Source organism: Actinoplanes sp. OR16, from assembly GCF_004001265.1.
GTDB lineage: Bacteria > Actinomycetota > Actinomycetes > Mycobacteriales > Micromonosporaceae > Actinoplanes.
On the sequence record NZ_AP019371.1, the window covers coordinates 6323389 to 6348290 of the forward strand.

At 71.4% G+C, this 24902-nt stretch carries 23 protein-coding genes and 1 pseudogene; 11 read left to right on the forward strand and 13 right to left on the reverse strand.

The genetic code is table 11. The features are described from left to right. Window positions 1–16: 16 nt before the first annotated feature. Window positions 17–844 (forward strand): annotated as a pseudogene (yidC, locus tag EP757_RS28925) (membrane protein insertase YidC); the annotation flags it as partial. Here yidC and EP757_RS28930 read toward each other — a convergent pair. Next, on the reverse strand, window positions 819–2078 hold the full coding sequence (locus EP757_RS28930; RefSeq protein WP_127551302.1) for an MFS transporter: 1260 nt from the start codon (window positions 2076–2078) through the stop codon (window positions 819–821). The pseudogene yidC and the gene EP757_RS28930 sit on opposite strands and share 26 nt — an antisense overlap. Window positions 2079–2106: 28 nt before the next feature. Between EP757_RS28930 and EP757_RS28935 the strand changes: the two genes are divergently transcribed. Together EP757_RS28935 and EP757_RS28940 are read left to right on the forward strand one after the other, a co-directional pair. Then, the gene (locus EP757_RS28935) at window positions 2107–2544 is read left to right on the forward strand and encodes a MarR family winged helix-turn-helix transcriptional regulator (protein WP_127551304.1); all 438 of its coding nucleotides are present in this window, start codon (window positions 2107–2109) and stop codon (window positions 2542–2544) included. A 177-nt stretch (window positions 2545–2721) separates the two neighbouring features. Next, complete coding sequence (locus tag EP757_RS28940; protein ID WP_127551306.1) at window positions 2722–3360, forward strand: SnoaL-like polyketide cyclase; 639 nt, start codon at window positions 2722–2724, stop codon at window positions 3358–3360. Here EP757_RS28940 and EP757_RS28945 read toward each other — a convergent pair. Further along, window positions 3357–3746, reverse strand: a complete 390-nt coding sequence (locus tag EP757_RS28945) for a hypothetical protein (RefSeq protein ID WP_127551308.1) — start codon at window positions 3744–3746, stop codon at window positions 3357–3359. The genes EP757_RS28940 and EP757_RS28945 overlap by 4 nt on opposite strands. A 181-nt stretch (window positions 3747–3927) precedes the next feature. Here EP757_RS28945 and EP757_RS28950 point away from each other — a divergent pair, with 181 nt between their 5' ends. Together EP757_RS28950 and EP757_RS28955 are read left to right on the forward strand one after the other, a co-directional pair. Then, the gene (locus EP757_RS28950; RefSeq protein ID WP_127551310.1) at window positions 3928–4584 is read left to right on the forward strand and encodes a Bax inhibitor-1 family protein; all 657 of its coding nucleotides are present in this window, start codon (window positions 3928–3930) and stop codon (window positions 4582–4584) included. Window positions 4585–4934: 350 nt separating this feature from the next. Then, a complete protein-coding gene (locus tag EP757_RS28955) occupies window positions 4935–5624 on the forward strand; it encodes an alpha/beta fold hydrolase (protein WP_232050052.1) in 690 nt (229 codons plus the stop codon). On the opposite strand, the gene EP757_RS28960 is transcribed toward EP757_RS28955, so the two are convergent. Genes EP757_RS28960 through EP757_RS28970 form a run of 3 tightly spaced genes read right to left on the reverse strand, consistent with a single transcriptional unit; the run spans window position 5611 to window position 7962 of the window. After that, complete coding sequence (locus EP757_RS28960; RefSeq protein ID WP_197725402.1) at window positions 5611–6255, reverse strand: hypothetical protein; 645 nt, start codon at window positions 6253–6255, stop codon at window positions 5611–5613. The genes EP757_RS28955 and EP757_RS28960 overlap by 14 nt on opposite strands. A 58-nt stretch (window positions 6256–6313) precedes the next feature. Beyond that, window positions 6314–6865, reverse strand: a complete 552-nt coding sequence (locus tag EP757_RS28965) for a thymidine kinase (protein ID WP_127551313.1) — start codon at window positions 6863–6865, stop codon at window positions 6314–6316. 11 nt (window positions 6866–6876) lie between these two features. Further along, on the reverse strand, window positions 6877–7962 hold the full coding sequence (locus tag EP757_RS28970) for an FAD-dependent monooxygenase (protein ID WP_160165910.1): 1086 nt from the start codon (window positions 7960–7962) through the stop codon (window positions 6877–6879). A gap of 217 nt (window positions 7963–8179) precedes the next feature. Here EP757_RS28970 and EP757_RS28975 point away from each other — a divergent pair, with 217 nt between their 5' ends. Continuing rightward, the gene (locus EP757_RS28975) at window positions 8180–10867 is read left to right on the forward strand and encodes a LuxR family transcriptional regulator (RefSeq protein ID WP_232050053.1); all 2688 of its coding nucleotides are present in this window, start codon (window positions 8180–8182) and stop codon (window positions 10865–10867) included. Here EP757_RS28975 and iolC read toward each other — a convergent pair. From iolC to EP757_RS28990, 3 genes are all read right to left on the reverse strand, one after another. Further along, window positions 10860–11801 carry a 5-dehydro-2-deoxygluconokinase gene (iolC, locus tag EP757_RS28980; RefSeq protein ID WP_127551317.1) on the reverse strand — a complete coding sequence of 314 codons (942 nt, stop codon included), beginning with the start codon at window positions 11799–11801 and terminating at the stop codon, window positions 10860–10862. The two genes, EP757_RS28975 and iolC, sit on opposite strands and share 8 nt — an antisense overlap. Next, complete coding sequence (locus tag EP757_RS28985; RefSeq protein ID WP_197725403.1) at window positions 11791–12642, reverse strand: oxidoreductase; 852 nt, start codon at window positions 12640–12642, stop codon at window positions 11791–11793. The genes iolC and EP757_RS28985 overlap by 11 nt, the downstream gene beginning before the upstream one ends. A 106-nt stretch (window positions 12643–12748) precedes the next feature. Next, window positions 12749–15490: an AAA family ATPase gene (locus EP757_RS28990; RefSeq protein WP_127551319.1), complete on the reverse strand. Its 2742-nt coding sequence runs from the start codon at window positions 15488–15490 to the stop codon at window positions 12749–12751. 163 nt (window positions 15491–15653) lie between these two features. Between EP757_RS28990 and EP757_RS28995 the strand changes: the two genes are divergently transcribed. From EP757_RS28995 to EP757_RS29010, 4 genes are read left to right on the forward strand one after another with little or no spacing between them, the layout of a single operon-like run. Beyond that, window positions 15654–16154, forward strand: a complete 501-nt coding sequence (locus tag EP757_RS28995; RefSeq protein ID WP_127551321.1) for a sigma-70 family RNA polymerase sigma factor — start codon at window positions 15654–15656, stop codon at window positions 16152–16154. A 56-nt stretch (window positions 16155–16210) separates the two neighbouring features. Further along, window positions 16211–17065, forward strand: coding sequence for an alpha/beta fold hydrolase (locus EP757_RS29000; protein ID WP_127551323.1), 855 nt, complete (start codon window positions 16211–16213; stop codon window positions 17063–17065). Between the two features lie 16 nt (window positions 17066–17081). Next, entirely contained in the window at window positions 17082–17570 is a 489-nt protein-coding gene (locus EP757_RS29005) for a GNAT family N-acetyltransferase (protein ID WP_232050054.1), read from the forward strand. A gap of 36 nt (window positions 17571–17606) precedes the next feature. Next, window positions 17607–18062: a hypothetical protein gene (locus EP757_RS29010; RefSeq protein ID WP_127551325.1), complete on the forward strand. Its 456-nt coding sequence runs from the start codon at window positions 17607–17609 to the stop codon at window positions 18060–18062. A gap of 41 nt (window positions 18063–18103) precedes the next feature. On the opposite strand, the gene EP757_RS29015 is transcribed toward EP757_RS29010, so the two are convergent. Continuing rightward, window positions 18104–19693, reverse strand: a complete 1590-nt coding sequence (locus EP757_RS29015) for a tannase/feruloyl esterase family alpha/beta hydrolase (protein WP_127551327.1) — start codon at window positions 19691–19693, stop codon at window positions 18104–18106. 87 nt (window positions 19694–19780) lie between these two features. Beyond that, window positions 19781–21532: a cytochrome c oxidase subunit I gene (gene ctaD / locus EP757_RS29020; RefSeq protein ID WP_127551329.1), complete on the reverse strand. Its 1752-nt coding sequence runs from the start codon at window positions 21530–21532 to the stop codon at window positions 19781–19783. A 127-nt stretch (window positions 21533–21659) separates the two neighbouring features. Here ctaD and EP757_RS42965 point away from each other — a divergent pair, with 127 nt between their 5' ends. Then, window positions 21660–21920: a DUF3040 domain-containing protein gene (locus EP757_RS42965; protein ID WP_160165911.1), complete on the forward strand. Its 261-nt coding sequence runs from the start codon at window positions 21660–21662 to the stop codon at window positions 21918–21920. On the opposite strand, the gene EP757_RS29030 is transcribed toward EP757_RS42965, so the two are convergent. The 3 genes from EP757_RS29030 to EP757_RS29040 all read right to left on the reverse strand — a co-directional run bounded on the left by EP757_RS29030 (window position 21894) and on the right by EP757_RS29040 (window position 24898). Then, window positions 21894–22439, reverse strand: coding sequence for a cysteine hydrolase family protein (locus EP757_RS29030; protein ID WP_127551332.1), 546 nt, complete (start codon window positions 22437–22439; stop codon window positions 21894–21896). The genes EP757_RS42965 and EP757_RS29030 overlap by 27 nt on opposite strands. Further along, complete coding sequence (locus tag EP757_RS29035; protein ID WP_197725404.1) at window positions 22436–23239, reverse strand: helix-turn-helix domain-containing protein; 804 nt, start codon at window positions 23237–23239, stop codon at window positions 22436–22438. Before EP757_RS29035 ends, EP757_RS29030 begins: the two co-directional genes overlap by 4 nt. A gap of 72 nt (window positions 23240–23311) precedes the next feature. After that, on the reverse strand, window positions 23312–24898 hold the full coding sequence (locus EP757_RS29040; protein ID WP_127551336.1) for a methyl-accepting chemotaxis protein: 1587 nt from the start codon (window positions 24896–24898) through the stop codon (window positions 23312–23314). Window positions 24899–24902: the final 4 nt, after the last annotated feature.

Below are 24902 nucleotides of genomic sequence, written 5' to 3' on the forward strand. Positions count from 1 at the left end.
CGTTATGATCGCCGCCGTGAGCCTCGACTGGATGTACTCCGCGATCTCGTGGATCCTGCTGCGCTGGCACGAGCTGTGGGAGGCCGCCGGCGTCTCCGGCGGACTCGTCCTCGGCACCAACTGGACGTGGGTGCTCTCGATCGTCTTCCTGGTGGTGACGCTGCGGGCGATCCTCTTCCCGGTCTTCGTCAAGCAGATCAAGTCGCAGCGGGCCATGCAGGCGCTCGCGCCGAAGATGCGGGAGCTGCAGGAGAAGCACAAGGCCGAGCCGCAGAAGCTCCAGGCCGAGATGATGGAGCTCTACCGCACCGAGAAGGCCAACCCGCTGATGGGCTGCCTGCCGATGTTCGTGCAGATCCCGGTCTTCCTCGGGCTCTTCCACGTGCTCAACCGGCTCAGTCCGGACAATCAGAACACCACGTTGTACGGGTGGACGAGCGCGCAGTTCACCGAGGCCACGCACGCGTCGCTGTTCGACGCCCCGATCGCGGCGAAGTTCGGCTCGCCGGTCTCCGAGCTGGCCGCGTTCGGCGCGAGCAGCGGGACCGTCAAGGTGGTCGCCGGTGTGCTGGTCCTGGTCATGATGCTGACGACGTACCTCACCAGCCGGCAGATGATCCTCAAGACCGGGTGGGCCGAGGACCCGCAGCAGAAGATGATCCAGCGGCTGATGCTCTACGGCATCCCGTTCTCGCTGCTCGTCTCGGGCGCGTTGTTCCCGATCGGCGTGGTCATCTACTGGGTCACGAACAACCTGGTCACCCTGGCTCAGCAGCAGTGGGTGCTGCGGAGGTTCCCGCCCGCGCCGATGGCCGCCGTCAGCGTGCCGTCTCCTTCTGAAAGTCGATAGCGTCCGGAGCGCCGCCGAACTCGTCGGCCATCTCGCCGGCCACGTCGTCCGGCCGGCCGTGCCCGCCGCCCGTCAGTTGCGCGTCGGCCGTCGCGAGCGCGCGGTGGCCGGTGGTGAGGACCGCGACTCCGGCGAGGACCACGGCCGCGCCGACCACGAACGGGACGTGCATGGTCCAGTGCTCGACCATCTTGCCGGCCGCGTACGGCGCCAGCCCTCCGCCGATGAACCGGACGAATCCGTAGGCGGCCGAGGCGACCGGCCGCTCCACCGGCGAGACCAGCATGACGGCCTGGGTGGTGAGCGTGTTGTTGATGCCGGCCACGATCCCGGACGAGATCACGCAGGCGATGACCACCCAGCGGACGTCGGTGAAGAGGCCGATCAGCAGGAGCAGGACGGCGAAGGCGGAGAGGGCGCCGTACAGCGAGGGGGCGGTGCCGAACCGGCGCTGCAGCCACGGCGCTCCGGTGATCGAGAAGAAGGCGAGCAGCAGGCCCCACGCGAAGAAGACGAACCCGAGCTGGATCTCGTTCAATTCCATCGGGTACGGCGCGTAGCCCAGCATGGTGAAGAACCCCCAGTTGTAGAGCAGCGCCGTGATGCCCATCGTGAACAGGCTCCGGTGGCGCAGCGCCTTGATCGGGGCGAGCAGCGGGGTGGGCCGTTCCGGCTTCGGCACCGGCTCGACGAACACGATCGTGGCGAGCAGCGCGATCGCCATCAGCACCGAGACGCCGAAGAACGGGCCGCGCCAGCTGACGTCGCCGAGCAGGCCGCCGATCAGGGGTCCGGCGGCGATGCCGAGACCGAGGGCGGCCTCGTAGAGCACGATGGCTCCGGCGAACCCACCGGTCGCCGATGCCACGATGACGGCCAGGGAGGTCGCGATGAACAGGGCGTTGCCGAGTCCCCAGCCGGCCCGGAACCCGACGATCCCGTTGATCGAGCCGGACAGGCCGGCGAGCGCGGCGAACACGACGATCAGCGCCAGGCCGGTGATCAGGGTGGCCTTGGCGCCGATCCGGCTGGCGACCCAGCCGGTGAAGAGCATCGCCACCGCGGTGACGAGCAGGTAGCTGGTGAACAGCAGACTGACCTGGCTGGGCGTGGCGTCCAGTTTCGCGGAGAGGGCCGGGAGGATCGGGTCGACGAGGCCGATGCCCATGAAGCTGACTACGCAGGCGAACGCGACCGCGTACACGGCGCGTGGTTGTTTGAAGAGCATGAGGAAACGCTAGATGCATAATGACGTTATGGAAAACACCGGCGGTGCGAGTCGTGGGTCACAGTTGCTGCCGGTCCTCGGTCAGCTGGTCCGGTTCCTGCGGCAGATCGAGAGCCCGGACAACCCCAGTCCGGTCTCCCTCGCCGTGCTGCGCCGCCTCGACGGCGACGGCCCGGGGCGGGTCACCGATCTCGCGCGCCTGGAACGGGCCTCGCAGCCGGGCATGACCCAGCTGGTCGGCCGGATGGAGAAGGCCGGCCTGGTCCGCCGCGCCCCCGACCCGGCCGACGGGCGGGGCGTCCTCGTCGAGATCACGCAGGAGGGGCGGGACGTGATCGCGCGGACGCACGCGCGGTACGTGGCGACGCTCGACGAGCTCTTCGAGACCCTGGACCCGGCGGATCGGGACGCGATCGTCGGAGCGTTGCCGGCGCTGGAGCGGCTGGCTGCCGCCGCTTCCTTTTAACGCCATGTTGCGGCGATGTTTCGGCTGGCGGCTGCCCGGCGTACCAGGCGATAGTCCTTGAATTTGCGGCCTTACAGGGAGCGTCCTCTGTGGATACAGTGATCCCGCCTGAGTCACGGGGGGTGATCAGTCTGCGACGCCTCGGAACCCCCTGCCCTCCGATGGAAGGACACATCCTTGTCTGAAACGCCGCTGTGGTTGCAGGGCCGTTCCGCTGTGGTGGAGGCCGCCGACCCGTCCGAGTTCCGGCACGGGATCCCCGACTACCACCTCTCGCACATCGTGATGCCCGGCCAGCGGACCACCGACCACGCGCCCGGCTCGCTCGAGGCGATCGTCGAGTCGATCGTGCAGGTCTTCGAGATGGAGGTCTCGCACAAGAAGGACCCGGCCACCTGGGTGTCGATGGTGACCTCGCACTTCCGCACCAACATCAACGGCGGCCCGTGGGCGTCCGCGCAGGACATCGCCGACCAGGGCTCCTACAACGTGCTGGTCGGTGACTCGCCGTTCTACAAGCCCGAGTCGTTCGACGGCCAGCACGACGTCTTCCACGGCGCGTTCCCGAACGGGTTCTACTGGGAGGTCCTCGAAGTCCTCAGCCCGCCGCCGGTCGTCACGTTCAAGTGGCGGCACTGGGGCGCGTTCGACGGTTCCTACCACGGCCACGAGCCGAACGGGAAGACGATCGAGATGTTCGGGCTCAGCGTCGCGAAGGTCGACGACGATCTGAAGCTGCTGCAGGTCGAGCACTACTACGACCCGAACCAGTTCCTCAGCACACTGACCGGTGGCTGCCCGGTCGCGCACTCCTAGGCGTCCTCCCACTCCTCCAGGTCGTCGATCGCGGTCACGCACTCGCCCGTGAAGACGACCATGATTCCCAGCTCGCTCCGGCCGGGCGCCTCGGTGAACCGCACCGCCCACTCGCGCCCGGCCCGGAAGTTGATCTCCGGATCCCAGCTCGCCGGGTCACCCTCCAGGCCTGCCGCGTCCGCCGCGACCCGCAGCCATCTCCCGGCGTCCGCGCAGACGGCGTCGATGAATCCGGCGTCGAGGCTCGCCACCGGCTGATCCTGCAAGATCAGATGCACCGGTACGGGTGAAGTCCCGCTCACCCGGCCCGACCAGCAGACGACGCCCTCCGGGGCGTCGGGGAATCGTTCGAGTCCGGTCACGAGTGTCAGATCGGGCGGGTTCACGCGCTCATCGTGTCACCCGGTTCCCCGGCGCGACCTCGTCGCCGGGCTGGTTCCGTGGCCCCGGTGTCCCGCGTCACCGAGGCCGGGATTACACCAGTGACTGGCACGGGCGCGGGCAGGGCAGCAGGACGGCGAAGGTCGGGACAGGACCTGACCACCTCTCCTGACGGGGGAACCTCCCATGGACTACGCACTCGGCTACCGGCCGGCGGCCGGCGTCGCCCGCACGCTCTTCTCGCAGACGATGGGGTACGTCGCCGCGACCACCGGGCTGTTCGCCCTCGGCGCCTACCTGGGGCGCGACCTCTCCGGCGGCGCCGGGCTGCTGGCGTTCGCCGTCGCGTTCGGGGCTCTCATCGGCATGCAGTTCGCGGCCCGCCGCTCGGCGCAGCTGACCACCGTGCTGCTCGCCGTCTTCGGGCTGTTCATCGGGGTCGCCACCGCGCCGACCCTCGCCTACTACGCCGACGCCGACCCGCGGGCCCTCTGGCAGGCGGGCGGGGCGACAGCGCTGTTCGTGGCCGGGTTCGGCGCGGTCGGATACGCCACCCGGCGCGACCTCTCGGCGCTGGCCCGGGTGCTGTTCTGGGCGCTCGTCGGACTGATCGTCTTCAGCATCGTGCTGATCTTCGTGACCATCCCGGGCGGGGCGCTGATCTACTCGGTCCTCGGGCTGGCGATCTTCGCGGGCCTCATCGTGATCGACTTCCAGCGCCTGCGGCGGTCCTCGGACGTCGCGTCGGCGCCCCTGCTCGCCGCGTCGATCTTCCTGGACATCCTGAACGTGTTCCTCTTCTTCCTGCAGATCTTCTCGGGCGGCGGCCGCGACGAGCGCTGAGGGCGACCCGTTCGATGACCGTTTGATCGTGCGGGGAGACGATGTCGAGTAGTTTCGGGTGCGACGGGCGAATCCGGATTCCGCCGGTTCTCGTCCTCCGATCGTTGGGCTGTCATCGACGATCGCGAGGGTTTAGGGTGGTCGCGCCAGGGTCGGGCGCGGGTGGGCAATGTCCGGTGCCACCTCGGTGTCGGCAGTCACAGCGAACTTTCCGCTCGGGGCGGCGTCGTCTTCGACAGCAGACGTTCCCGGGCGCCAGGAGTAGATAAATGGCGATTTTCGATGAACTAGCGGGCACCCTCAGTGGTTCAGGTGGTTCGGGTGGGTCGGGCAGTGAACAACATCCTCTGGTGCTGTTGCACGGCCTCACCTTCGACCGCCGGCAGTGGGCGCCGCTGCTGACCTACCTGCCCGGACGCCGGGTGCTCGCGCTCGACCTGCCCGGCCACGGGCAGTCGCCCAGCCAGAAGTCGTACCGGATGCCGGGCGTCGCCGATCTGGTGAACCGCGCGGTCGTCGCCGCCGGAATCGACAGACCGATCATCGTCGGTCACTCGATCGGGGCGATCGTCGCTACGACCTATGCCTCCCGCTTCCCGGCGCACGCGGTCGTCAACCTCGATCAGCCGCTGCTGCCGGGCCCGTTCGGCGCCCTCATCCGGAACGCCGAGGAGACCCTGCGCGGTCCGGCGTGGCGCACGGTCTGGGACGGACTGGTCGCCGGCATGGGTGTCGACGCCCTGCCGACCGCAGCCTGGTCGCTGGTCGAGCGGACCTCCCGGCCGCGCGCCGACCTGCTCCTCGGCTACTGGGAGGAGATCCTGCGCTGCACCGACGCCGAGATCGAGGAGCAGCGCCGCAAGGACCTGACGGTCCTCGCGGACAACCAGACCGGCTATCGCTGGGTGAGTTCCTCGCGCCCTTCTTCGTCGTACGAGGGATGGCTCCGCGGCGCCCTCCCCGACCTGGAGATCACGGTGCTGGAGGGCGGCCACTTCCCGCACCTCGCCCACCCCGCGGACATCGCTAGCCTGTTGTGATCGCCGCGCCGGTCAGCGTGACGTACCACGCCGACTCGGTGAACCCGGCCCCGGTCTCCGGCCCGATGTAGGCGTCGATGTGCTTCGGCCCGCCCAGCCCGGGGGTGAACTCGTCGGCGATCCGCCAGGACGCCTGCCGCAGCCGCTCGCAGACCACCTCGTCGGGATCGCCGGTCCCGCAGCCGGTGATCGTGAACGCGGTGCCCTGCTTCAGCACGCCCGGGTCGGCCGCCGCCGAGACGAACGGGGTCAGCGCGCTGCCGTCGCTGGCCCGCGCTGCGGTGTCGAGCCAGTAGCCGGTGTCGTACGACCAGTTGAGGTACCGGCCGTCGGCGGTCAGGCCGGTGCCCTCGTCCTGCACCGCCTGCACGAATCCGGCCGGGTAGGTTCCCAGGTCGTCGTCGCCCTGCGAGCAGTCGAGGACCGGGCAGCCGGTGACCGGGGTGGGATCGCCGTCGTGGAACCGCTCGACCGCCGTGTAGTAGACGGTGATCTCCCAGTCGCCCGACGAAACCGAAACATCGTTTTTGTCGGGCGCAGGATCGGACCCGCAGGCCGCCATGACTCCGCAGGCCGCCATGACTCCGCAGCCCGCAGCGATCAGGGCGGCCCGAGTCAGCCAGGTGCGCACGCGCTGAGCATCGCACGCCGAGCCGACGACCCGAGGCCGCTTCGCCGGGGCGGCCTCCTCATGGCAGGACGACGCAGCGGCGGCAGCGGGCCTCGTACGAATAGGTCCCGTCGTCCGGAAGAGCCGTCGACGGGGCGAGCTCGCGGATGAACGGTTTGCCGTGCTCCAGCACCTGCGTGTGGGTGGCGTCGAGGGAACGGCACACGTCGCACACCGCCCGGCGGTAGATCACCTTCTCCGGGGCGAGCTCGAACAGCGCCCGGACCGGCGCGAACAGCTGGCCCCGGTGGTCCAGGTCGATGCCGGCCACCACGACCTTGATCCCGGAGCGGACCGCGACGCCGAGCACCGCGATGTCGTCTGCGGTGAACATGTGGATCTCGTCGACGCCGATCACCTCGACGTCGCCGTCCGCGGCGCCCGCCAGCGAGTGCACCTTGACCGTCTGCAGGCTGCCTCCCGAACGCGAGGTGACAGCGGTGTCCCGTCCGTGCCGTGCCGACTGGTAGATGCGGTGCGGAATGCCGGCGTGCTGCAGCGGGGACAGCAGGCTGATCATCTCCAGCGACTTGCCGCCCTTCATCGGGCCGACGATCACGGTGAGGTCCATGGCGAAGAAGACTACGGCCGGTCCATCAGGGCGGCGTGGTTGGCTCGGATGATGCGCAGGCCGAACCGGCGGAAGACGGTCGCCCGCACCGGAGCGGGCAGATTCCGGGCACGGTCCCGGCGGTGGTTCTGTTCCAGGACGAAACGGATCCGGGCGGAGCGGCGCTCTCGGTACGCCTCCAGCACCGCCGGCACGTCGCCGTCCCGGGCCAGCAGCGAGCCGAGGACCAGCGCGTCCTCCAGGGCCATCGCGCCACCCTGGGCCATGCTCGGCGAGCAGGCGTGCGCGGCGTCGCCGATCAGCACCCGGCCGGGCGCGATCCAGTCGTCGCCGGGGATCTCGTAGAGCGGCGAGAAGTACGAATCGTCGGCCGCGTCCAGCAGCTCGCCGGCCACCTCGCCGAAACCGCCGAACAGGAACCGCCAGTCACCGGCCGGCCCTTCCGGGACCCGGCTGTCGATGGCGGCGAAGCAGTACACCTCGCCGTCGCCGAGCGGCAGCGTGAGGAAGGTGCGGCCACGGCTGCCGAGCCGTGCGGTCCACGTGCCCGGCGCGACGGCCTCCGACCGGACCACGAACCGCCAGGACACCTGACCGAGGAATCGCGGAGTGATCGACGACGGCCGGACCGCGGAATCGATGCCGTCCGCGCCGACGATCAGGTCGTACCGGCCGCTGTCGCCGTCGGAGAAGATCGCGGTGCCGTCCTCGCGTACCGCATCAAGGCCCGTCCCGAATCGGACCCGGGACCGGCCCACCGCCGTGAGCAGGATCTCGTGCAGGGCGTTGCGGCGGATGGCACGGCAGTCACCGACCGCACCCCAGAGGTCGCTCAGTTCGAAAGCGGTCAGGATCGTGCCGTCGGAGTCCCGGATCTCCTGCCGCAGGACCGGCGCGGCCTCCTTCTCCAGTTCGGTGCCGAGGCCCAGGTCGTGCAGCGCGCGGACGGCGTTGCCGGGCAGGTAGAGGCCGGTACCGCTGGTCCGCGGCGCCGCCGAGCGCTCGACGATGTCCGCGTCCACGCCGTTGCGGGAGAGGTTGTGCTTGAGCGCGAGGCCGGCGATACCGGCGCCGACGATCAGGATGCGGGGGTTCACGGGCATTTCTCCCAGGCGAGAGGGTTCCGGCTGCCCTGAGTACGACGCAGCCACCGCCTCACGGTTCACCGGCCGTCCAGTGAGGACGAGCACGGGTTGACCCAGGCCTGCTCCGGTTATCCACGGCGCGACGAAATCTACCGCCGCCTCCCACCGGTGTCGCTCCCGTAGCGACGCGACCGTGGTCACAGGGTGCGGGGTGAACCCGGGAGGGCCAGTGAAGATCATCGGACGGCGGCGCGAGCAGGAGTTCCTGGCCGGCATGACGGCCCGGATCCGGGAGGGCCGCGGTCAGGCGGTGGTCCTGCGCGGGGAGGCAGGGAGCGGCAAGTCCGCCCTGCTGGCATCGGTGGAGACCTCGGCAGCGCGGGTGGTGCGCGCCACCGGCGTCCCCGCTGAGTCAGGGATCCCCTGGTCGGGCCTGCACCGCGTGTGCGCGCCGCTGCTCGGGCATCTCGGCGCGCTGTCCCCGGTCCACCGGTCCGCCCTCGACGCGGCGCTGGGCCTGACCGCCGGCCCGGTCCCTCCGGCGCTGGTCCTGGGTCTGGCCACCCTCGCCTTGTTCGAGGCGGCCGGCCCGCTGATCTGCGTGATCGACGACGCCCACCGGCTGGACGGGTCCTCCGCCACGATCCTGTCCTTCGCCGCCCGCCGCCTCGGCAACGTGCCCGTTGGCCTCGTCTTCGCCGCCCATGAAGCCGCCGGTTCAGCCGCCGGTTCAGCCGCAGCTGAAACCGCCGCTGAAACCGCCGCTGAAACCGCCGCTGCAGCCGCCGATGGAGCCGTCCGTGAAACCGCTGGTGGAGCTGCCGATGACGCCGCCGTGCTGCCGGGTCTGCCGTCGCTGTGGCTGTCGCCGCTCTCCGCCCGCGACGCCCGTGAACTCCTCGACGTCGCCGTACCCGGCCCCGCCGCCTCCTCCGTCCGTGACCGGCTCGTCGCCGAAGCCCGCGGAAACCCCCGGGCCCTGCTGACGTCCGCGACCGGCGTTCCGGCGGCCGAGCTGGCGTTCGGGTTCGGCACCCGGCACTCCACGATCCCGGAGAGCCGCCGCGAAGCGGGCCTCCGGACCCGCATGGCCGCCCTGCCGCCGGCCACCCGGACGCTCCTTCTCGCCGCCGCCCTGGAACCCACCGCCGACCCGGCAGTCCTGCTGCGGGCGCTCCACGAACTCGGCATCGACCTCACGGCGGCCACCCCTGCCGAAGCCGACGACCTGATCGAGCCGGTGATCGCGGGCAGGGTGGTGTTCCACGATCCGGCCGGGCGGGTGGCCGCCTGGCGGTGTGCGGCGGCGCGAGAGGCACGAGCCGTGCATGCCGCCCTGGCCGCCGTGTCGGAGGACGCCGATCGGCGGGCTTGGCATCGGGGACATGCGGCAGCGGGTACCGATGAGGACGCGGCTTCGGCCCTCGCCTCGGCCGCCGACCAGGCCGGCGCCCGGGGCGGGCTCGCGGCGGCGGCCGCGTTCGTGGAGCGAGCGGCGGAACTGACCGCGGACCCGGCCGTACGCGCCGGGCGTGCGCTCGCCGCGGCCTCGGCCTGGCTGGCGGCGGGGAAGACCTCGGTGGTGCCGGATCTGCTCGCCGCCGCCGGTCTGGGACCGCTCGATCCGCGCCGGCGCGCCGAGGCGGGCCGACTGCGTGCCCTGATGACGTCGCCGCTCGACCCCGAGGCCCTTCTGCGGTCGGCGCGATCCCTGGTGGAGCTGGATCCGGTGGCAGCCCGGGCGACATGCGTGACAGCCTTCGGAGCGGCGCTGCGCGGCACCGATCACGGGCTTCTCCGCCGGTGCGCCGAGGTGGCGCGGTCGCTGCCGGGCGGTACCGAGGCGGGCGGCCTGTTCCTTACCGGCCTGGTCACCGGGGTTCTCGACGGGTACGCGCCGAGCGTTCCGGTGCTCCGCGCCGCGCTCCAGGCCATGACCGCGGACGACGACCTGGAACTGCTGGAGATCGCCGCGTCCGTGGCGGTGGCGCTGTGGGACGACGAAGCCTGGTTCGCGCTGACTGATCGCGCTGTCCAGCGGGCCCGCCGGCTCGGGGCGCCGCACCTGATGGCCCGCGCGCTCACCCATCGCGCCGAGGCGCTCACCGCCGCGGGCCGGATCGCCGAAGCGAACGATGCAACCGAACGGGCCGCGGCCCTGCGTCGGAGAACCGGCCCGACGCCGCTCGCCCGCGCTGGCTGGGATCTTGGAGAGCTGGTGAAGGGGGATGGGCGCGGCGGCTGGGATCTTGGAGAGCCGGTGAAGGGGGATGGGCGCGGCGGCTGGGATCTTGGAGAGCTGAAGGGGCATGGGCGCGACGGCTCGGATCTTGGAGAGCTGGTGGAGAGCAGTGCTCGCGCCGGTGACCAGCGGGCCGCTCGGGAGGCACGGGACCGGCTCGCCGCGTTGACCGAGGCTGCCGGGACGCCGTGGGCGCGCGGGGCTCAGGCGGTGGCCGACGCTCTGACCAGTGCAGGCGCCGAGGCGGAGGAGCGCTTCCGGGAAGGGGTCGAGCACTACGGGCGCACCCGGCTCCCGGTGCAGCACGCGCGGGCACGGCTGCTCTACGGGGAGTGGCTCCGGCGCGGCGGGCGGCGCGGTGCCGCACGGGTGGAGCTGCGGGCCGCGAAGGAGGCGTTCGAGGAGATGGGCGCGGCGGAACTGGCGGTGCGGGCCGTGCGGGAGTTGCTGGCCACCGGCGAGACGATCCGCCGGCGGCAGGTGGGGGAGTGGGAGCGGCTCACCTCGCAGGAGACGCAGATCGCCACGCTCGCCGTGGCCGGGCGGACGAACGCCGAGATCGGGGCGTCGATGTTCCTGAGCCGCCGTACGGTCGAATGGCACCTGCGGAAGGTCTTCCACAAACTCGGCATCGCCTCCCGGCGCCAGCTGGCAACGGCGCTGACCGTCATGTGAGCAGGGCGCGGACCTCGTCCTCGGTGGGCATCGCGTCGGCGCAGGAGAGGCGGGACGCGACGAGCGCGCCGGCAACGTTGGCGAACCGCATGATCGTCTCCAGATCCCAGCCGGAGAGCAGGCCGTGGCAGAGCGCCCCGCCGAACGCGTCGCCGGCGCCGAGCCCGTTCAGGACGGTGACCGGCACGGGCAGGACCCGGACGGACTCGTTCGTGGAGCGGCGGGAGGCGGCGACGCCGTCGGGACCCTGCTTGACCACTGCCAGGTCGACGCCGGCGGCGTGCAAGGCGGCGATCGCCTCGGCGGGATCCCGGGTTCCGGTCGCGGTCTCGCACTCGTCGAGGTTTCCCACGGCGATCGTGGCGTGCGGCAGCGCGCGGGCGTACTGCCGGTGCGCCTCGGCCCGGGACGGCCAGAACATCGGGCGGTAGTCGAGATCGAAAACGGTCATGCCCGCCTTGGCGCGGGCCTGGAGGGCATGCAGGGTGGCGGTGCGGGACGGTTCCTGGGACAGGCCGGTGCCGGTCATCCAGAAGACGCCGGCCGCGCGGATCGCCGCCAGGTCCAGTTCCCCGGAGCCGATTTCCAGGTCGGGGGCCTTGGGGTAGCGGTAGAACAGCAGCGGGAAGTCGTCCGGTGGGAAGATCTCGCAGAACGTGATCGGGGTGGGCAGGGCGGCGACCGCGGTGACGAACCGGTCCGAGACGCCGAAGCCCCGCAGCGCGTCATGCAGGAAATCACCGAACGGATCCTTCCCGGTACGGGTGATGATCGCGCTGCGGCGGCCGTACCGGGCGGCAGCCACCGCGACGTTGGCGGGGCTGCCACCCAGGAACCTGGCGAACGTACGGACCTCGCGGAGCGGGACTCCCACCTGTTCCGGATAGAGGTCGACGCCGATGCGCCCGATCGTCAGTACCTCGTCAGCTGCCATCCCCCATGGAAGCACGGACCGACGGGAAATCGGTCGAGCGCGAGAGGTCCGCCCACTGTGCTGCCTCGGCGTTGCGGGCCTCGCCGGCCGCGATCGCCGTGGTCAGGGCGTCGGATCCGAGCGGCAGGCGGCGCGGCGGGTCGTCGGCGGCCACCACCCGCACGATGGCGTCGCCGGCCCGGGCCGGGTCGCCGGGCTGGGTGCCGTCGGTCCGGTCGCGGAACTCGTGGATGCGCCCGACGGTCGCCTCGTAGTCCGGGCCGACCGGCTGCCGGACCATCGACGAACCCTGCCAGTCGGTGCGGAACCCACCCGGCTCCACGATGATCACCTTGATGCCGAGCGGCGCCACCTCGCTCGCCAGCACCTCGGAGAAGCCCTCGACGGCGAACTTCGCGGTCTGGTAGGCGCCCATGCCGGGAGTGCCGCCGACCCGCCCGCCGATCGACGAGATCTGCACGAACACGCCGGACCGCTGGTCGCGCAGCACCGGCAGCGCCGCCTTGGTCACGTTGATGACGCCGAACAGGTTCGCCTCGATCTGCTCGCGGAAGTCGGTGGTCTCCTCGATCGGGGCGCTGTTCGCGTATCCGGCGTTGTTCACCACGACGTCGAGCCGCCCGAACGCCTCCACCGCCGCGCGGACCGCCCGCCCGGCCGCCGCCGGGTTGGTCACGTCGAGCGCGACCGACTCGACCTGCCCCGGGTAGGCCGCGACCAGGTCGTTGAGCTGCTCGGGCCGGCGCGCTGTGGCCATGACCCGGTCGCCGGACCGCGCGGCGGCCTCGGCGATGGCCCGGCCGAGCCCTCGTGACGCTCCGGTGATGAGCCAGACTTTCATGATTCCTCCCTGACGGGTCCGCTCTGGTCCCGAGGGGATGAGCTTCTCCGGCACGCGCCCGGTGTGGCCCCAGGGTCGGCCACTGGTCCCGGCCCTGGGGCGTGAATCAGCTGGTCAGGGCGGTGCGCAGTTCACGGCGGTTGCTGATGCCGAGCTTCGTGAAGACCTTGCGCAGGTGCCACTCGACGGTGCGTCCGCTGAGGAACAGCTCGGCGCCGATCTCCGCGTTCGACTGGCCGTCGCGGGCCCGCCGGGCGATCTGCCGTTCCTGGGCGGTCAGCTCGGTGGGCGCGGCGGCGACCCGGGCACCGGCGGGCGCTCCGGTCGCGGCGAGCTCCCGGCCGGCGCGTTCGGCGAACGCCTCCGCGCCGGAGGAGACGAACATGTCATGCGCGCGGCGGAGGGCGGTCCGGGCTTCGGAGGTACGGCCGGAGCGCCGTAGCCATTCGCCGTACAGCAAATGGGCTCTTGCCAGATCGAAGGCGGCACCGGACCTCGCCAGGCGCTCGATCGCCTCGCGGTGCAGGTCCTCGGCCTCGGTGCCCTCGGTCACCAGCGCGCGCGACCGGGCCTGGACGCCGAGCCCCCAGTCGCTGGCGCTCGCCCGGGTCCGGCCGGTCAGCCTCTCCAGGGCCTGCTCGGCCGCGTCCCGGTCACCGCAGCGCGCGGCCGCCTCGACCAGTTCCACCAGGGCCCAGTTGGCGAAACCCATCTCCTTCGGGTAGGCCGTGGCGAGCTCTGCCGCGGCCCGGCCCTGTGCGTAGCGGCCGGACCCGTTCGCCAGCACCGCCACGAACAGGTGCATGGCCGTGAGCACCGCGCCCTGCGACAGCGACGTGAGCGTGCCGGTGACGGCCGGCAGCAGCCGGTTCACCTCGGACTCGTCGCCGCGCCAGGCCGCCACCGCGAGCGCGGCGATCGCCGGCTGCGGGTCACCGAGCGCCGCCCCGACCGCGTCCACCTCGTCGACCAGCGCGGCCGCCTGGCGGATCTCGCCCTGGTGCAGATGCAGCGCGAGCCGCTGGTAGAGGATGAACGTGATCCCGGAGAGGGCGCCGGTCGTGCGGGCCGCCCGCAGGTGACGTGAGGTGAGCTCCTGCCAGGCGTCGTCGTCCCAGACGGTGTGCGCGGCGTGCGCGACGACGTAGAAGAAGTGGACCGTCTCCTGGTCCGCGGGGTGGCGGCGCAGCTCGGCCAGTGCCTGCCGGACCGGGGCGGTGCCGGCCGCGAAGCCTTCGGTGTAGAGCACGGCCAGGGCGTCGAGCAGCAGGTCAGCCGGGGTCGGGGCAGGTGACGGCGGCGCGGTGCGGGCCGCGGCGGCCACTTCGGACAGACCGGTCGTGCCGGCGAACCGGCCCATGAAGACGGCAGCGGCGAAGGCCTCCAGGTAGGCGCGGCGGGCCTGGGTCACGTCGATGGTCTCCAGGCGGCGGGCCGCTTCCAGGAGCATCGCGGGCGCGGCCGCCGACGTGAAGGCCATCTCGGCGCGGAGCAGGCTGATCCACGCGCCGCGCAGCGGGCCCGGGTCGATCGCCTCGGCGCCGGCCAGCAGCGCGGCGGCGGCGTCCGGGGAGCCGGCCCGGTACGTCGCCCGCGCCGCTGCCAGCTCGCGGTCCGCCCGGCGGGTCGGGTCGGCGGTCAGTTCGGCCGCGCGTACCAGGAAGGCGGCTGCGGCAGCGAGACCACCTCGCGCCTGCGCGCGGCCCGCCGACGCCTCCAGCTCCTGCGCGACCTGCTCGTCCGTGCCGGCGGTGCCGTGCGCCCGGTGCCAGGCCCGCCGGTCCGGGTCGGCCGCGGGGGAGGTGGCCTCGGCGAGCGCCTGATGGACGCGGCGGCGGTCCGCGGTGGACGCGGCGCCGTAGACGGCCGAGCGGACCAGGGAGTGCCGGAACACCACGCGGGCCCCGATCCGGACCAGGCCCTCCGCGTGCAACGGATCGCCGGCCTCGGCGCCGACGCCGAGCAGCGCCGCGGCCCGGCGCAGCAGACCGGGGTCGCCGACCGGGTCGGCGGCGGCGAGCAGGAGCAGCAGCCGGGCGTCGGCGGGCAGGCCGTCGATGCGGCGCAGGTAGCTCTCCTCGATCCGGCCGTGCGGCAGCCCGAACCCGCCGGCCAGCTTCACCGGGGAACGGTCGTGCGGCAGTTCGCGCAGGGCGAGGGGGTTGCCGCGGGCTTCGGCGAGGACCGCTTCCCGGACGTCGGCGTCGAGCGGCCAGCGGACCACGGCGTCGAGCAGCGCCCGGGCGTCCGCGTCGGCGAGGCCGCTCAGATGCAGCTCGGGAAGTCCCGCCAGGACACCGTCGTCCGCCCTGTCGGCCGGCCGCCGCGCCGCGAAGAGCATCACGACCGACTCGGCGCCCAGTCGCCGCGCCACGAACGCCAGGGTGCGCGCCGAGGCGTGGTCCAGCCACTGGGCGTCGTCGATCACGCAGATCAGCGGTCGTTCGGCGGCGGCCTCGGCGAGCAGGGTCAGGACCGCGAGGCCGACCAGGAACGGTTCCGGCGCGGGATCCGACCGCATGCCGAACGTGGTGCGCAGAGCGTCCCGCTGCGGTTCCGGCAGCCGGGCCAGGTGACCCAGCAGCGGGCCGCAGAGCTGGTGCAGCGCGGCGAACGGCAGCTCCCGTTCGGCCTCCACGCCGGCGACCCGGGCCACGTGCAGGCCGGTCGCCGGCGTGACGGCCAGGTCCAGCAGCGAGGTCTTGCCCATTCCCGCCTCGCCGAGCAGCACCAGGGCACCGCTGTGGCCGACCCGGGCGGCGTCGAGCAGCCCGGTGATGACTGCCCTCTCGTGGTCGCGGCCTCGTAACACGTATCTCCTCCCCTGTCCGGTCTCGAACCGGAACATGGTGGGGGAGTCGTGTCCCGCCCGGCAATGGAGGACGTCACGGCGGCCGGATTGAACGGCCGGGCTCCGCGTGCGTTGCCTAGTCACGGGACAACCACGTGACTACCGGCCCCCGTGTGTTCCACGGGTTCGGTGGAGGGGCCCGCGGACGCAATGTGATCACATGAGCGCCGACCGCCTGACCGACCTGCACGCCCGGTACGCACCGGAGCTGCTCAGGTATCTGTCCGGTTTCGCCGGCGGCAACCGGCAGACCGCCGAGGACCTGCTGCAGGAGACGATGATCCGGGTCTGGCGGCATCTGGACAACCTGCCGCCGGAACCCGAGCAGACCCGGCGATGGCTGTTCACCGTGGCCCGCAACGTGGCGATCGACGCGATCCGGCGGCGGCAGGTGCGGCCGGCCGAGGTGAGCCTGCCCGACGCCCTGCCGGAGGCCGGCCCCGATGCCACCTCCGGAGCGGTCGTCGCGGTGGACACGCTCAAGTTCGCGCTCGGCAGCCTGAGCGGGCCGCACCGGCGGATCCTCGACGAGCTCTATCTGCGCGGGCGCACCCCGGACGAGACGGCGCGGCTGCTCGGTGTGCCGATCGGGACGGTCAAGTCGCGGGCCCACTATGCGCTGCGCTCGCTGCGGGAGGCCGTCAGTTGTCCCGTGTCGTGAGGGCTGTCTCGCGGGTCGGGTGGTCCGGCCGCACAGGGCCGGTTTCGTCGAAGGGAATGGGGTTCGTCGTGAAGGAAGTCGTCGTCGACGGGGTGGCGCAGCGGTACCACGTCTTCGGGCAAGGTGCGGCGGTGCTCGTGGCGTTACCCGGCGGTCCCGGTGTGGACTGGGAATACCTGCGGATGCCGGACGTCGAGCGGCAGATGACGGTGGTCTATGTGGAACCGATCGGCACCGGGGCGTCCGGGCGGCTGCCGACGCATCCGGAGGGTTACACCCGGGAGGTGTACGCGCGATTCCTCGACGCCGTTCTCGACGATCTGGGGAACGAGAAGGTCCATCTGCTCGGGCATTCGCACGGTGGTTTCGTGGCGCAGTTCTACGCCGCCCGGAATCCGTCGCGGATCGCCGGGCTGGTGCTGTACGACTCCTCGCCGGTGACCGGTCCGGAACAGGGTGAGGAGAGCATGAGGCGGGTCGGCGAGTTCGTCGCGCGCAACGCCGGCAACCCCGAGATCCCGGATGTGCTGGCGGCGCTCCAGTCGGTCGGGTCGATCACCGGCGACGAGGAGCTGACGGCGGCGCTGCGCGGGCTCTTCCCCGCCTATCTGGCGCACTACTGGGAGCGGTCCGCCGAGTTCGCGCCGATGCGGGCCGGGCTGCGGGTGTGGTACATCGCGGACACCGGCATGATCCAGGACCGTTCGCTGCTCGCCGGCGTCACCGTCCCGACGCTGGTCATCGCCGGACACTATGACGTGATCTGCGGGGAGCGCTGGGCCCGGGAGATCCACGCGCTGGTGCCCGGATCGCGGCTGACGATCCTGCCCGGCAGCGGTCACATGGGCCACCTCGAGGAGCCGGCGGCGTTCTCCGCCGCGGTGATCGATTTCGTTGCCGACACCAAATAGGTGAGACGATCCGCTGATGCGGATCGTGGAGATGACCGACGCCCATGCCGGGCCGGTGCTGGAGATCTACCGGCTCGGGATCGAGGGTGGTGACGCGACGTTCGAGGAGGCGGTCCCGGAGTGGGCCGCCTTTTCGGCGTCACGCCTTCCCGATCACCGTTTCGTGGCGGTCTCCCCGGACGACGTGGTTCTCGGATGGGCCGCCTGCAGCCGGGTGTCGGAACGCTGCGTCTATGCCGGCGTGGTCGAGCACTCGGTCTACGTGCATCCGTCCGCTGCCGGTCGCGGGATCGGGAAGGCGCTGCTCAGGCAGCTGATCGCGTCGACCGAGGCGGCAGGGGTGTGGACGATCCAGTCCGGTGTGTTCCCGGAGAACGCGGCCAGTCTCGCGCTGCACGCGGCCTGCGGGTTCCGGGTGGTGGGGACGCGGTCGCGGGTCGGCAGGCACCACGGCGTCTGGCGTGATGTGGTGCTGCTGGAGCGTCGCAGCCCGGTCGTCGGCTGAGCGCTTCTGTCATACCCGGGGGCTAGTTTCTCCGGCATGGCGATTCCTGAGCGGGTGCCGATCGCGCACGAGCCCGGTTACCACACCGACACCATCGGCACGTTCGCCGGAGGGCAGTTCTTCGGGTCGGTGTCGGCCACGCTGGACAACGGTGGCGGCGACGACTGGGAGCGGCGGAAACGCTGGTGGGCCGTGCTGCACCGGTTCGACGCGAGCGGTGCGCACACCGGGTCGGAGATCTGGTTCGCCGGCACCAGCGAGGACGAGGACGGCGCGATCAAGAGGGCGGAGGAGCGGCTCGGCGGCTGGCTCGACGCGCTGCCCGGCCGGGTCCACGGCGACATCGCCATCGGGTTGTTCCAGGTCGAGGTCGACGGGCACGTGTTCGGCCTGGTCGACGGGACCGAGGACTACGACGGGGAGGACCACGCCGAGTTCCTCCCCGACGAGCTGGGGTTCGACCCGCCGTGGGACGGCCTCTATGACACGTGAGAGCGGCCCCGGGCTGTCCCGGGGCCGCTCTCCTTGACGGATCAGGCGCAGCGGAAGTTCGCTGCCTTCGTCACGTCACCGTGCCCGGCGTACCGCGCGACCCTCGGGAAGGGGCAGGCGTTCCGGGTCACCCCGCCGGCCGTGGCGGTCGCCAGGGTGGCCGGCGCCCGGCCCTTCTCCACCCAGGTGACCAGGGCGTTCAGCGGGTCGACGGCCTGCGGTCCGGTGCCGCCCTGGCAGTGGTCGACGCCGGGGAGCAGGAAGAGGCGGTAGAAGTCGTTGACCTTCGCGTTGCCGCCGAGCCGGCGCTCCACCCGCTCGCGGTAATCGACGGTGCCCTGCGTGGGGACGAGCTGGTCGTTCTGGCCCTGCCAGGTGAGCAGCTTGCCGCCGGCGTCCCGGAAGGCGCGCAGGTCCGGGTCGTCGGTGCCGATGACGCGGTGGAACCTCCGCTGGGAGGCGGCGAAGAGCTCGGCGTAGGCGCCGTAGGTCAGGCTCTTCGTGTCGAAGGCCGGGTCACCGGTGACGAAGAACTTGGTCCACAGGTCGGCGACGAAGAAGGGCTGTGCCGGGTTCGCCAGGTAGGAGGCGATGTCAGCGCCCTTGTTCGGGCCGTACCACAGCCGCTTGCCGCTCGGCGACACCGGTCCCGCCCAGATCTTGCGGATGGCGTCGGCCTCGGCCTTCGTGATGGTCAGCGTCTTGCCGTCGCAGACCACCGTGGTGCCGACCAGCTTCCGCGGGTTCCACGTGCAGTCCTGCGGGTCGTCGATGATGCCGTCCTTGACGCCGTCGATCGTGTCGCAGGCCTTCACCGCGGCGTCGTTGAACGCGGCGATCTCGCAGGCGCTCGGCGCGACCTTCTCCTCGTGGAAGACCACCGCCGGCCAGAGCGTGCCGACCGCGAACCGGTCCCAGTTGATCGCCGGGGCGTTCGCGAGGATGCCGTCGTAGTCGTCCGGGTACCTCTGCGCCTCGGCGTACCCCTGGCGGCCGCCGGTGGAGCAGCCGTTCCAGTAGGAGTAGGTGACCGGCTTCCCGTAGAACCGCTTCGTCACGTCCTTCGCGACCACGGTCATGTCGTGCAGCGAGCGGGAGGCGAAATCGGTCAGCAGTTCCTTGCCCTCGGGCTGCAGCGCCCAACTGGTGTCGAGCGGGTTCTGGCCGACTCCGGCGTCGGTGACGGTGGCGACGTACCCGTTCTTCACGGCCGTGACGGTCTCGTTGCCGTTCAGGTTGCCGGCCAGGTAGGCGCTGCCACCCACCGCCTGCAGCCGCCCGGACCAGTCGGCCTTGTCGCTCGGCAGTGACACCTTCACCGTCACGTGGTCGCCGGCGCCGGGGTGGGTGAGCTTCACGGTGATGTCGCAGAAGGCGGGGACGCCGGTGACCGGGTCCGGGGTGCCGAGGACCGGGTTGGCGGGGAAGGTGACGGTGCCGCCGGGGTTGGCCGTCGCGGTCACCTCTTCCACGGTCGCGCCCGGCGGCGCGCTGACGGTGAAGACCTCGCAGGTGCTCGCCCGGGGTATGCCGGCGCCGGTGCTCGTGACGGCGTCGGCGGCCATCGGCGCGATCGCGGCGGCTGACAGGGGAACGATCGCGGCGGCGATCAGAAGCAGTCGTCGTTTCATACACAGGAGCCTCACAGCCGGGGTGCCGCCCGGGAGCCAGGGTGAGGCACTGGTCGGACCCCGTGCCACCCCCGGGCGAGCACCCGCTCACTTGTCGTTGCTGAGGTCCTCTTTATAGGTGGCGCCGCCGTCCGACTCCTTGCGCAGCGGTCGCGCCCCACCCTCCGGCGGCCCGGCCAGGGACTGCTCACCGGCGGCCAGGTGCGGGAACTTCTCGTCGAAGGCGGGTCGCTCGGAGCGGATCCGCGGCATGTGGTTGAAGTTGCGCAGCGGCGGGGGAGTGGTGGTCGACCATTCCAGCGAGTTGCCGTGGCCCCACGGGTCGTTGGCGGTGACGACGACGCCGACCTTGTACGACTTCCACACGTTGTAGACGAACGGCAGCGTGGCGATGCCCAGCACGAACGAGCCGATCGACGAGAACGTGTTGAGGAAGGTGAAGCCGTCGGTCGGCAGGTAGTCGGCGTACCGGCGGGGCATGCCCTGGGTCCCGAGCCAGTGCTGCACCAGGAACGTCGCGTGGAAGCCGATGAACGTGAGCCAGAAGTGCAGCTTGGCGAGGCGCTCGTCGAGGAAGCGGCCGTACATCTTGGGGAACCAGAAGTAGATGCCCGCGAAGACGGCGAACACGATGGTGCCGAAGAGCACGTAGTGGAAGTGCGCGATCACGAAGTACGAGTCGGAGACGTGGAAGTCGATCGGCGGGGCGGCCAGCAGGACGCCGGAGAGCCCGCCGAAGAGGAACGTCACCATGAAGCCGACGGCGAAGAGCATCGGCGACTCGAAGCTGATCTGGCCGCGCCACATCGTGCCGATCCAGACGAAGAACTTCATGCCGGTCGGTACGGCGATCATGAAGCTGAGGAAGCTGAAGAACGGCAGCAGCACCTGGCCGGTGGCGAACATGTGGTGCGCCCAGACGCTCATCGACAGCGCGCCGATCAGCAGCGTGGCGGCGACCAGGCCCTTGTAGCCGAAGACCGGCTTGCGGCTGAAGACCGGGATGACCTCGGTGATGATGCCGAAGAACGGCAGCGCGATGATGTACACCTCGGGGTGGCCGAAGAACCAGAAGAGGTGCTGCCAGAGCATCGGCCCGCCGGTCGCCGAGTCGAAGACGTGGGCGCCGAGGACCCGGTCGGCGGCGAGCGCGAAGAGCGCGGCTGCCAGGAACGGGAAGACCATGACCGCGAGCAGCGCGGTGACCAGCATGTTCCAGCACATGATCGGCATCCGGAACATCGTCATGCCGGGCGCCCGCAGCGTCAGGATCGTGGTGATCAGGTTGACCGAGCCGAGGATCGTGCCCAGACCGGAGATCGCGAGGCCGACGACCCAGGCGTTGCCGCCGATGCCGGGGGAGTGCAGCGAGTCGCTCAGCGGGGAGTACGCGAACCAGCCGAAGTCGGCGGCGCCGCCCGGCATGAGGAAGCCGCTCATCGCCGTCAGCGTGCCGAACAGGTAGAGCCAGTACGCGAACGCGTTCAGCCGGGGGAACGCCACGTCGGGCGCGCCGATCTGGATCGGCACCACGTAGTTGCCGTACGCGAACACGATCGGCGTCGCGAAGAACAGCAGCATCGCCGTGCCGTGCATGGTGAACAGCTGGTTGAACTGTTCCGGCGAGAGGAACTGCATGCCGGGGCGGGCCAGTTCGGCGCGCATGAGCAGGGCCATCAGGCCGCCGACCATGTAGAAGATCACCGACGTGATCAAGTACATGATCCCGATCTGCTTCGCGTCGGTGGTGCGCAGGATCCGGGTCAGCGCCGAACCCTTCACCTGCCGGCGGAGCGAGTGGGGCCGGGTGACTGTCGGCCTGGGGGCGACGGTGGTCATGCAAGCTCCTCAGCTTGGCATTCGAAATCAGCAGCTCACCCCCTGTTATAGGCTTATCAGGCGGTATTTCGGGCTGGATCGCCACATCCCCTACATGGACGAGTCTGCGGTGGTAGGACCTAGAACCATGCTGGAGGAGAAGGACCGGCGCGCCCTCGAGGACATCGAGCAGCGGCTGGCAGCCGGCGACCCGGCGTTCGTTCGGCGCATGAGCGAGCCGCCCCGCCGTCCGTTCCCGACTCTGTCGGTGCTCTGCGTCGCCGTGTTCCTGGTGATGCCGTTCGTCGGCCTGTTCCTCGGCCCGACGGCGGCCCTGATCGTCGCCGACCTGGCCGCCGTCACCGTCGTGGTGGTGCTGGTCCTACGGCACCGCAGAGACAAACTCTGAGATCGTGATGACGTCCGCCTGCGCCGGGAAGATCCGCTCGACCAGCACGTCGTGCACGAGCGGGTCGTCGTCGAGGCAGCCGTCGGCCAGCACGGTGAGGCGGTAGTCCCGATCGGCCGCCTGCCGCACCGTCGACAGCACCACGCCGCTCGTGGCGATCCCGGCGAGCACCAGGTGGTCGACGCGCTGCGCGCGCAGCAGCATGTCCAGGTCGCTGCCGGCGAAGGCCGACACCCGGCGCTTCACCACCACGGCCTCGCCCTTCTCAGGAGCCAATTCCGCGTGTACGTCGTGAGCCTGTGCGGGGATGTCCCGTCCGGCGAGACCGCCGAACATCCGGTTGGCGGGGTCGACCTCCGGGGCGCCCGGCCGGAACCCGACCACGACGAAGACGACCGGCATCCGCCGTGCGCGGGCGGCGTCGACGGCCGTCCGCAGCCGGGGCAGGTACTCCGGGTCCGGGTAGCGGGCCACGACGGCCGGCTGGACGTCCATCACGAGCAGTGCCGAACGGGTCATGCGTAACTCCAGTTCACCAGGGATTGCAGGGCCTCAGCGGACTCCGGCGCCGCCGTGCCGGCCGACAGCCGCAGCCCGGGGTGCGAGACCAGCGCCATCGACTCGAAGTCGACGGTCAGCGGTCCCGCCACGGGATGCGCGAATCGCTTGCGGCCGGTTCGCCGGTGACGGAGGTCGTACCGGCTCCACAGCTCGTGAAAGGCCGGACTGGCCGCGGTGAGCTCAGCCACCAGCGCGGCCAGCCGCTCGTCCGCGGCATGACGCCCGGACGCGGCCCGCAGCACCGCGACGGCGTCGTGGGCGAGCAGCTCCCACTCCGGGAAGAACACCGGGGCACGCTCGTCGCGGAAGAGGAACCGGGCCTGGTTGACCGGCTGGTGCGGGCTGTCGAAGAGCGGCCCGAACAGCGCGCGGCCGGGCGCGTTGGCGGCGACGACGTCGAGGCGGCGGTTCCCGACGTACGCGGGAATGCCCGTCATGGCGTCGAGCAGGCGCAGCAGCTCCGGCCGCAGCAGTGGCGGAGGATCCTCCCGCGGTCCGCCCTGGACCAGGTCGAAGAGGTGCTGGCGCTCGGTCCCGTCGAGCTGGAGGGCCCGCGCGACGGCGTCCAGCACCTCGGCCGAGTAGCCCTGGGTGGCGCCGCGTTCCAGCCGCGTGTAGTACTCGACGCTGATCCCGGCGAGCGCCGCCACCTCCTCGCGGCGCAGCCCGGCGACCCGCCGCTCGCCGTGCCGGGGAAGACCCGCCTGCTCCGGCGAGATCCGCGCCCGCCTCGACAGCAGGAAGTCCTGAACGCCCACGCGTCGACGATAGGCCTCGGTGATCATGGACTGGGAGGAACCGGCAGTGCCTGGCAGACGCCGCGATGACGGTCAGGTGCGGTAGGCGGAGACCGTGGCCTGCAGGTCGGCGGCCGTGCGGGCGAGCTCCGCCGCCGTCGTCCGGGTCTCCGAGGCGCCCGCGGTCACCTGCTGGGCGGCCTGCGCGACCCCGGCGATCGTGCCGGCGATCGCCGTCGAGCCCTCGGCTGCCTGTCCCACGCTGCGAGCGATCTCGGCGGTGGTGGCGGTCTGCTCCTCGACGGCCGCGGCGATCGTCGTGGCGTAGTCGTTTATCGTGCCGATGACCTGGGCGATCTGCCCGATGGCGTGCACCGCGCCCTCCGCCTCGGTCTGGATCGACGCGACCTGGGCGGTGATCTCGCTGGTGGCCCGGGCGGTCTCCTGCGCCAGGTCCTTCACCTCGGAGGCGACGACGGCGAAGCCCTTGCCCTGCTCGCCGGCCCGGGCCGCCTCGATCGTGGCGTTCAGGGCCAGCAGGTTCGTCTGCTCGGCGATCGAGGTGATCAGGGCGACGACCGTGCTGATCTGGGTCGACGCCTCACCGAGCCGGGACACGCTGCGGTTCGTGTTCTCGGCGGTCCGGGCCGCCTCGGCGGCGACCCCCGCCGCCTCGTTGGCGCTGTTCGCGATCTCCCGGATCGACACGCCCATCTCGTCGGCGCCGGCGGAGACCGCCTGCACGCCCTCGGAGACCCGGCCGGCCGATGCGGAGACCGTGCTGACCTGAGCGGAGGTCTCCTCGGCGGAGACCGACAGCTCGCCCGAGACGGCGGACAACTCCTCGGAGGCGGAGGCGAGCACGTCGGCGCTGCTGTGCACCTTCCCCACCATCTGAGCCATCGCGGCGGCCGTGTGGTTCAGGGCGCCGGCCATCTGGCCGACCTCGTCCCGGCTGCCGACGCCGGCGCGAGCCGTGAGGTCCCCGTCGCGGATGCGGTTCAGGACTGCCACGCAGCGCGACAGCGGACGTACGATCATGCGGCTCGTGGCGACCGCGAGCAGCACACCGATCAGAGCGCTCAGACTCAGCATGATCGCCACGCGCCATTTGGTCGACTGGTAGAGGCCCTCCGCGCTCTCCTCCTGCGCGGCGGTGCCCCGCACGGTCTCGTCGGCGAGCGCGGTGAGCTGGGCGCGCACCTCGGTCATCAGCGGGGCGATCTGCTCGGTACGCACCCGGTTCACCTGGGCACGGGTGCCGTTCTCCGCGAGGGGCAGCAGGGTGTCGCCGACGACGTCGTGGTACGCCGACCACGCGGTGTGGAACGCCGTGATCGCCGTGCTCGACTCCACGCTGATCGGGTAGGCCTGGAACTCGTCGGCGTAGTCCTCGACGTCCGCCTCCGCCGCGGTGAGCGCCTTCGCCGCCGTCGCGCGGGCGCCGGCGTCGGTGGCGAGCAGGTCGTCGGAGACCGCGAGCCAGGAGCGGTTCACCGCGGCCCGCAGGTTGCCGATCGTCTCCAGTTCCAGGCTGTGCTGGTACCCGGCCTTCACCTGGTCGTTCGTCGCGCCGAGACTGGACATCGCGAAGAGACCGTCGGCGACGCCGAGGAACGCGACGACGAGCACCGAAAACATGATCTTCGTGCCGACGCGGCGATCGGCCAGCCACCTCATGCCC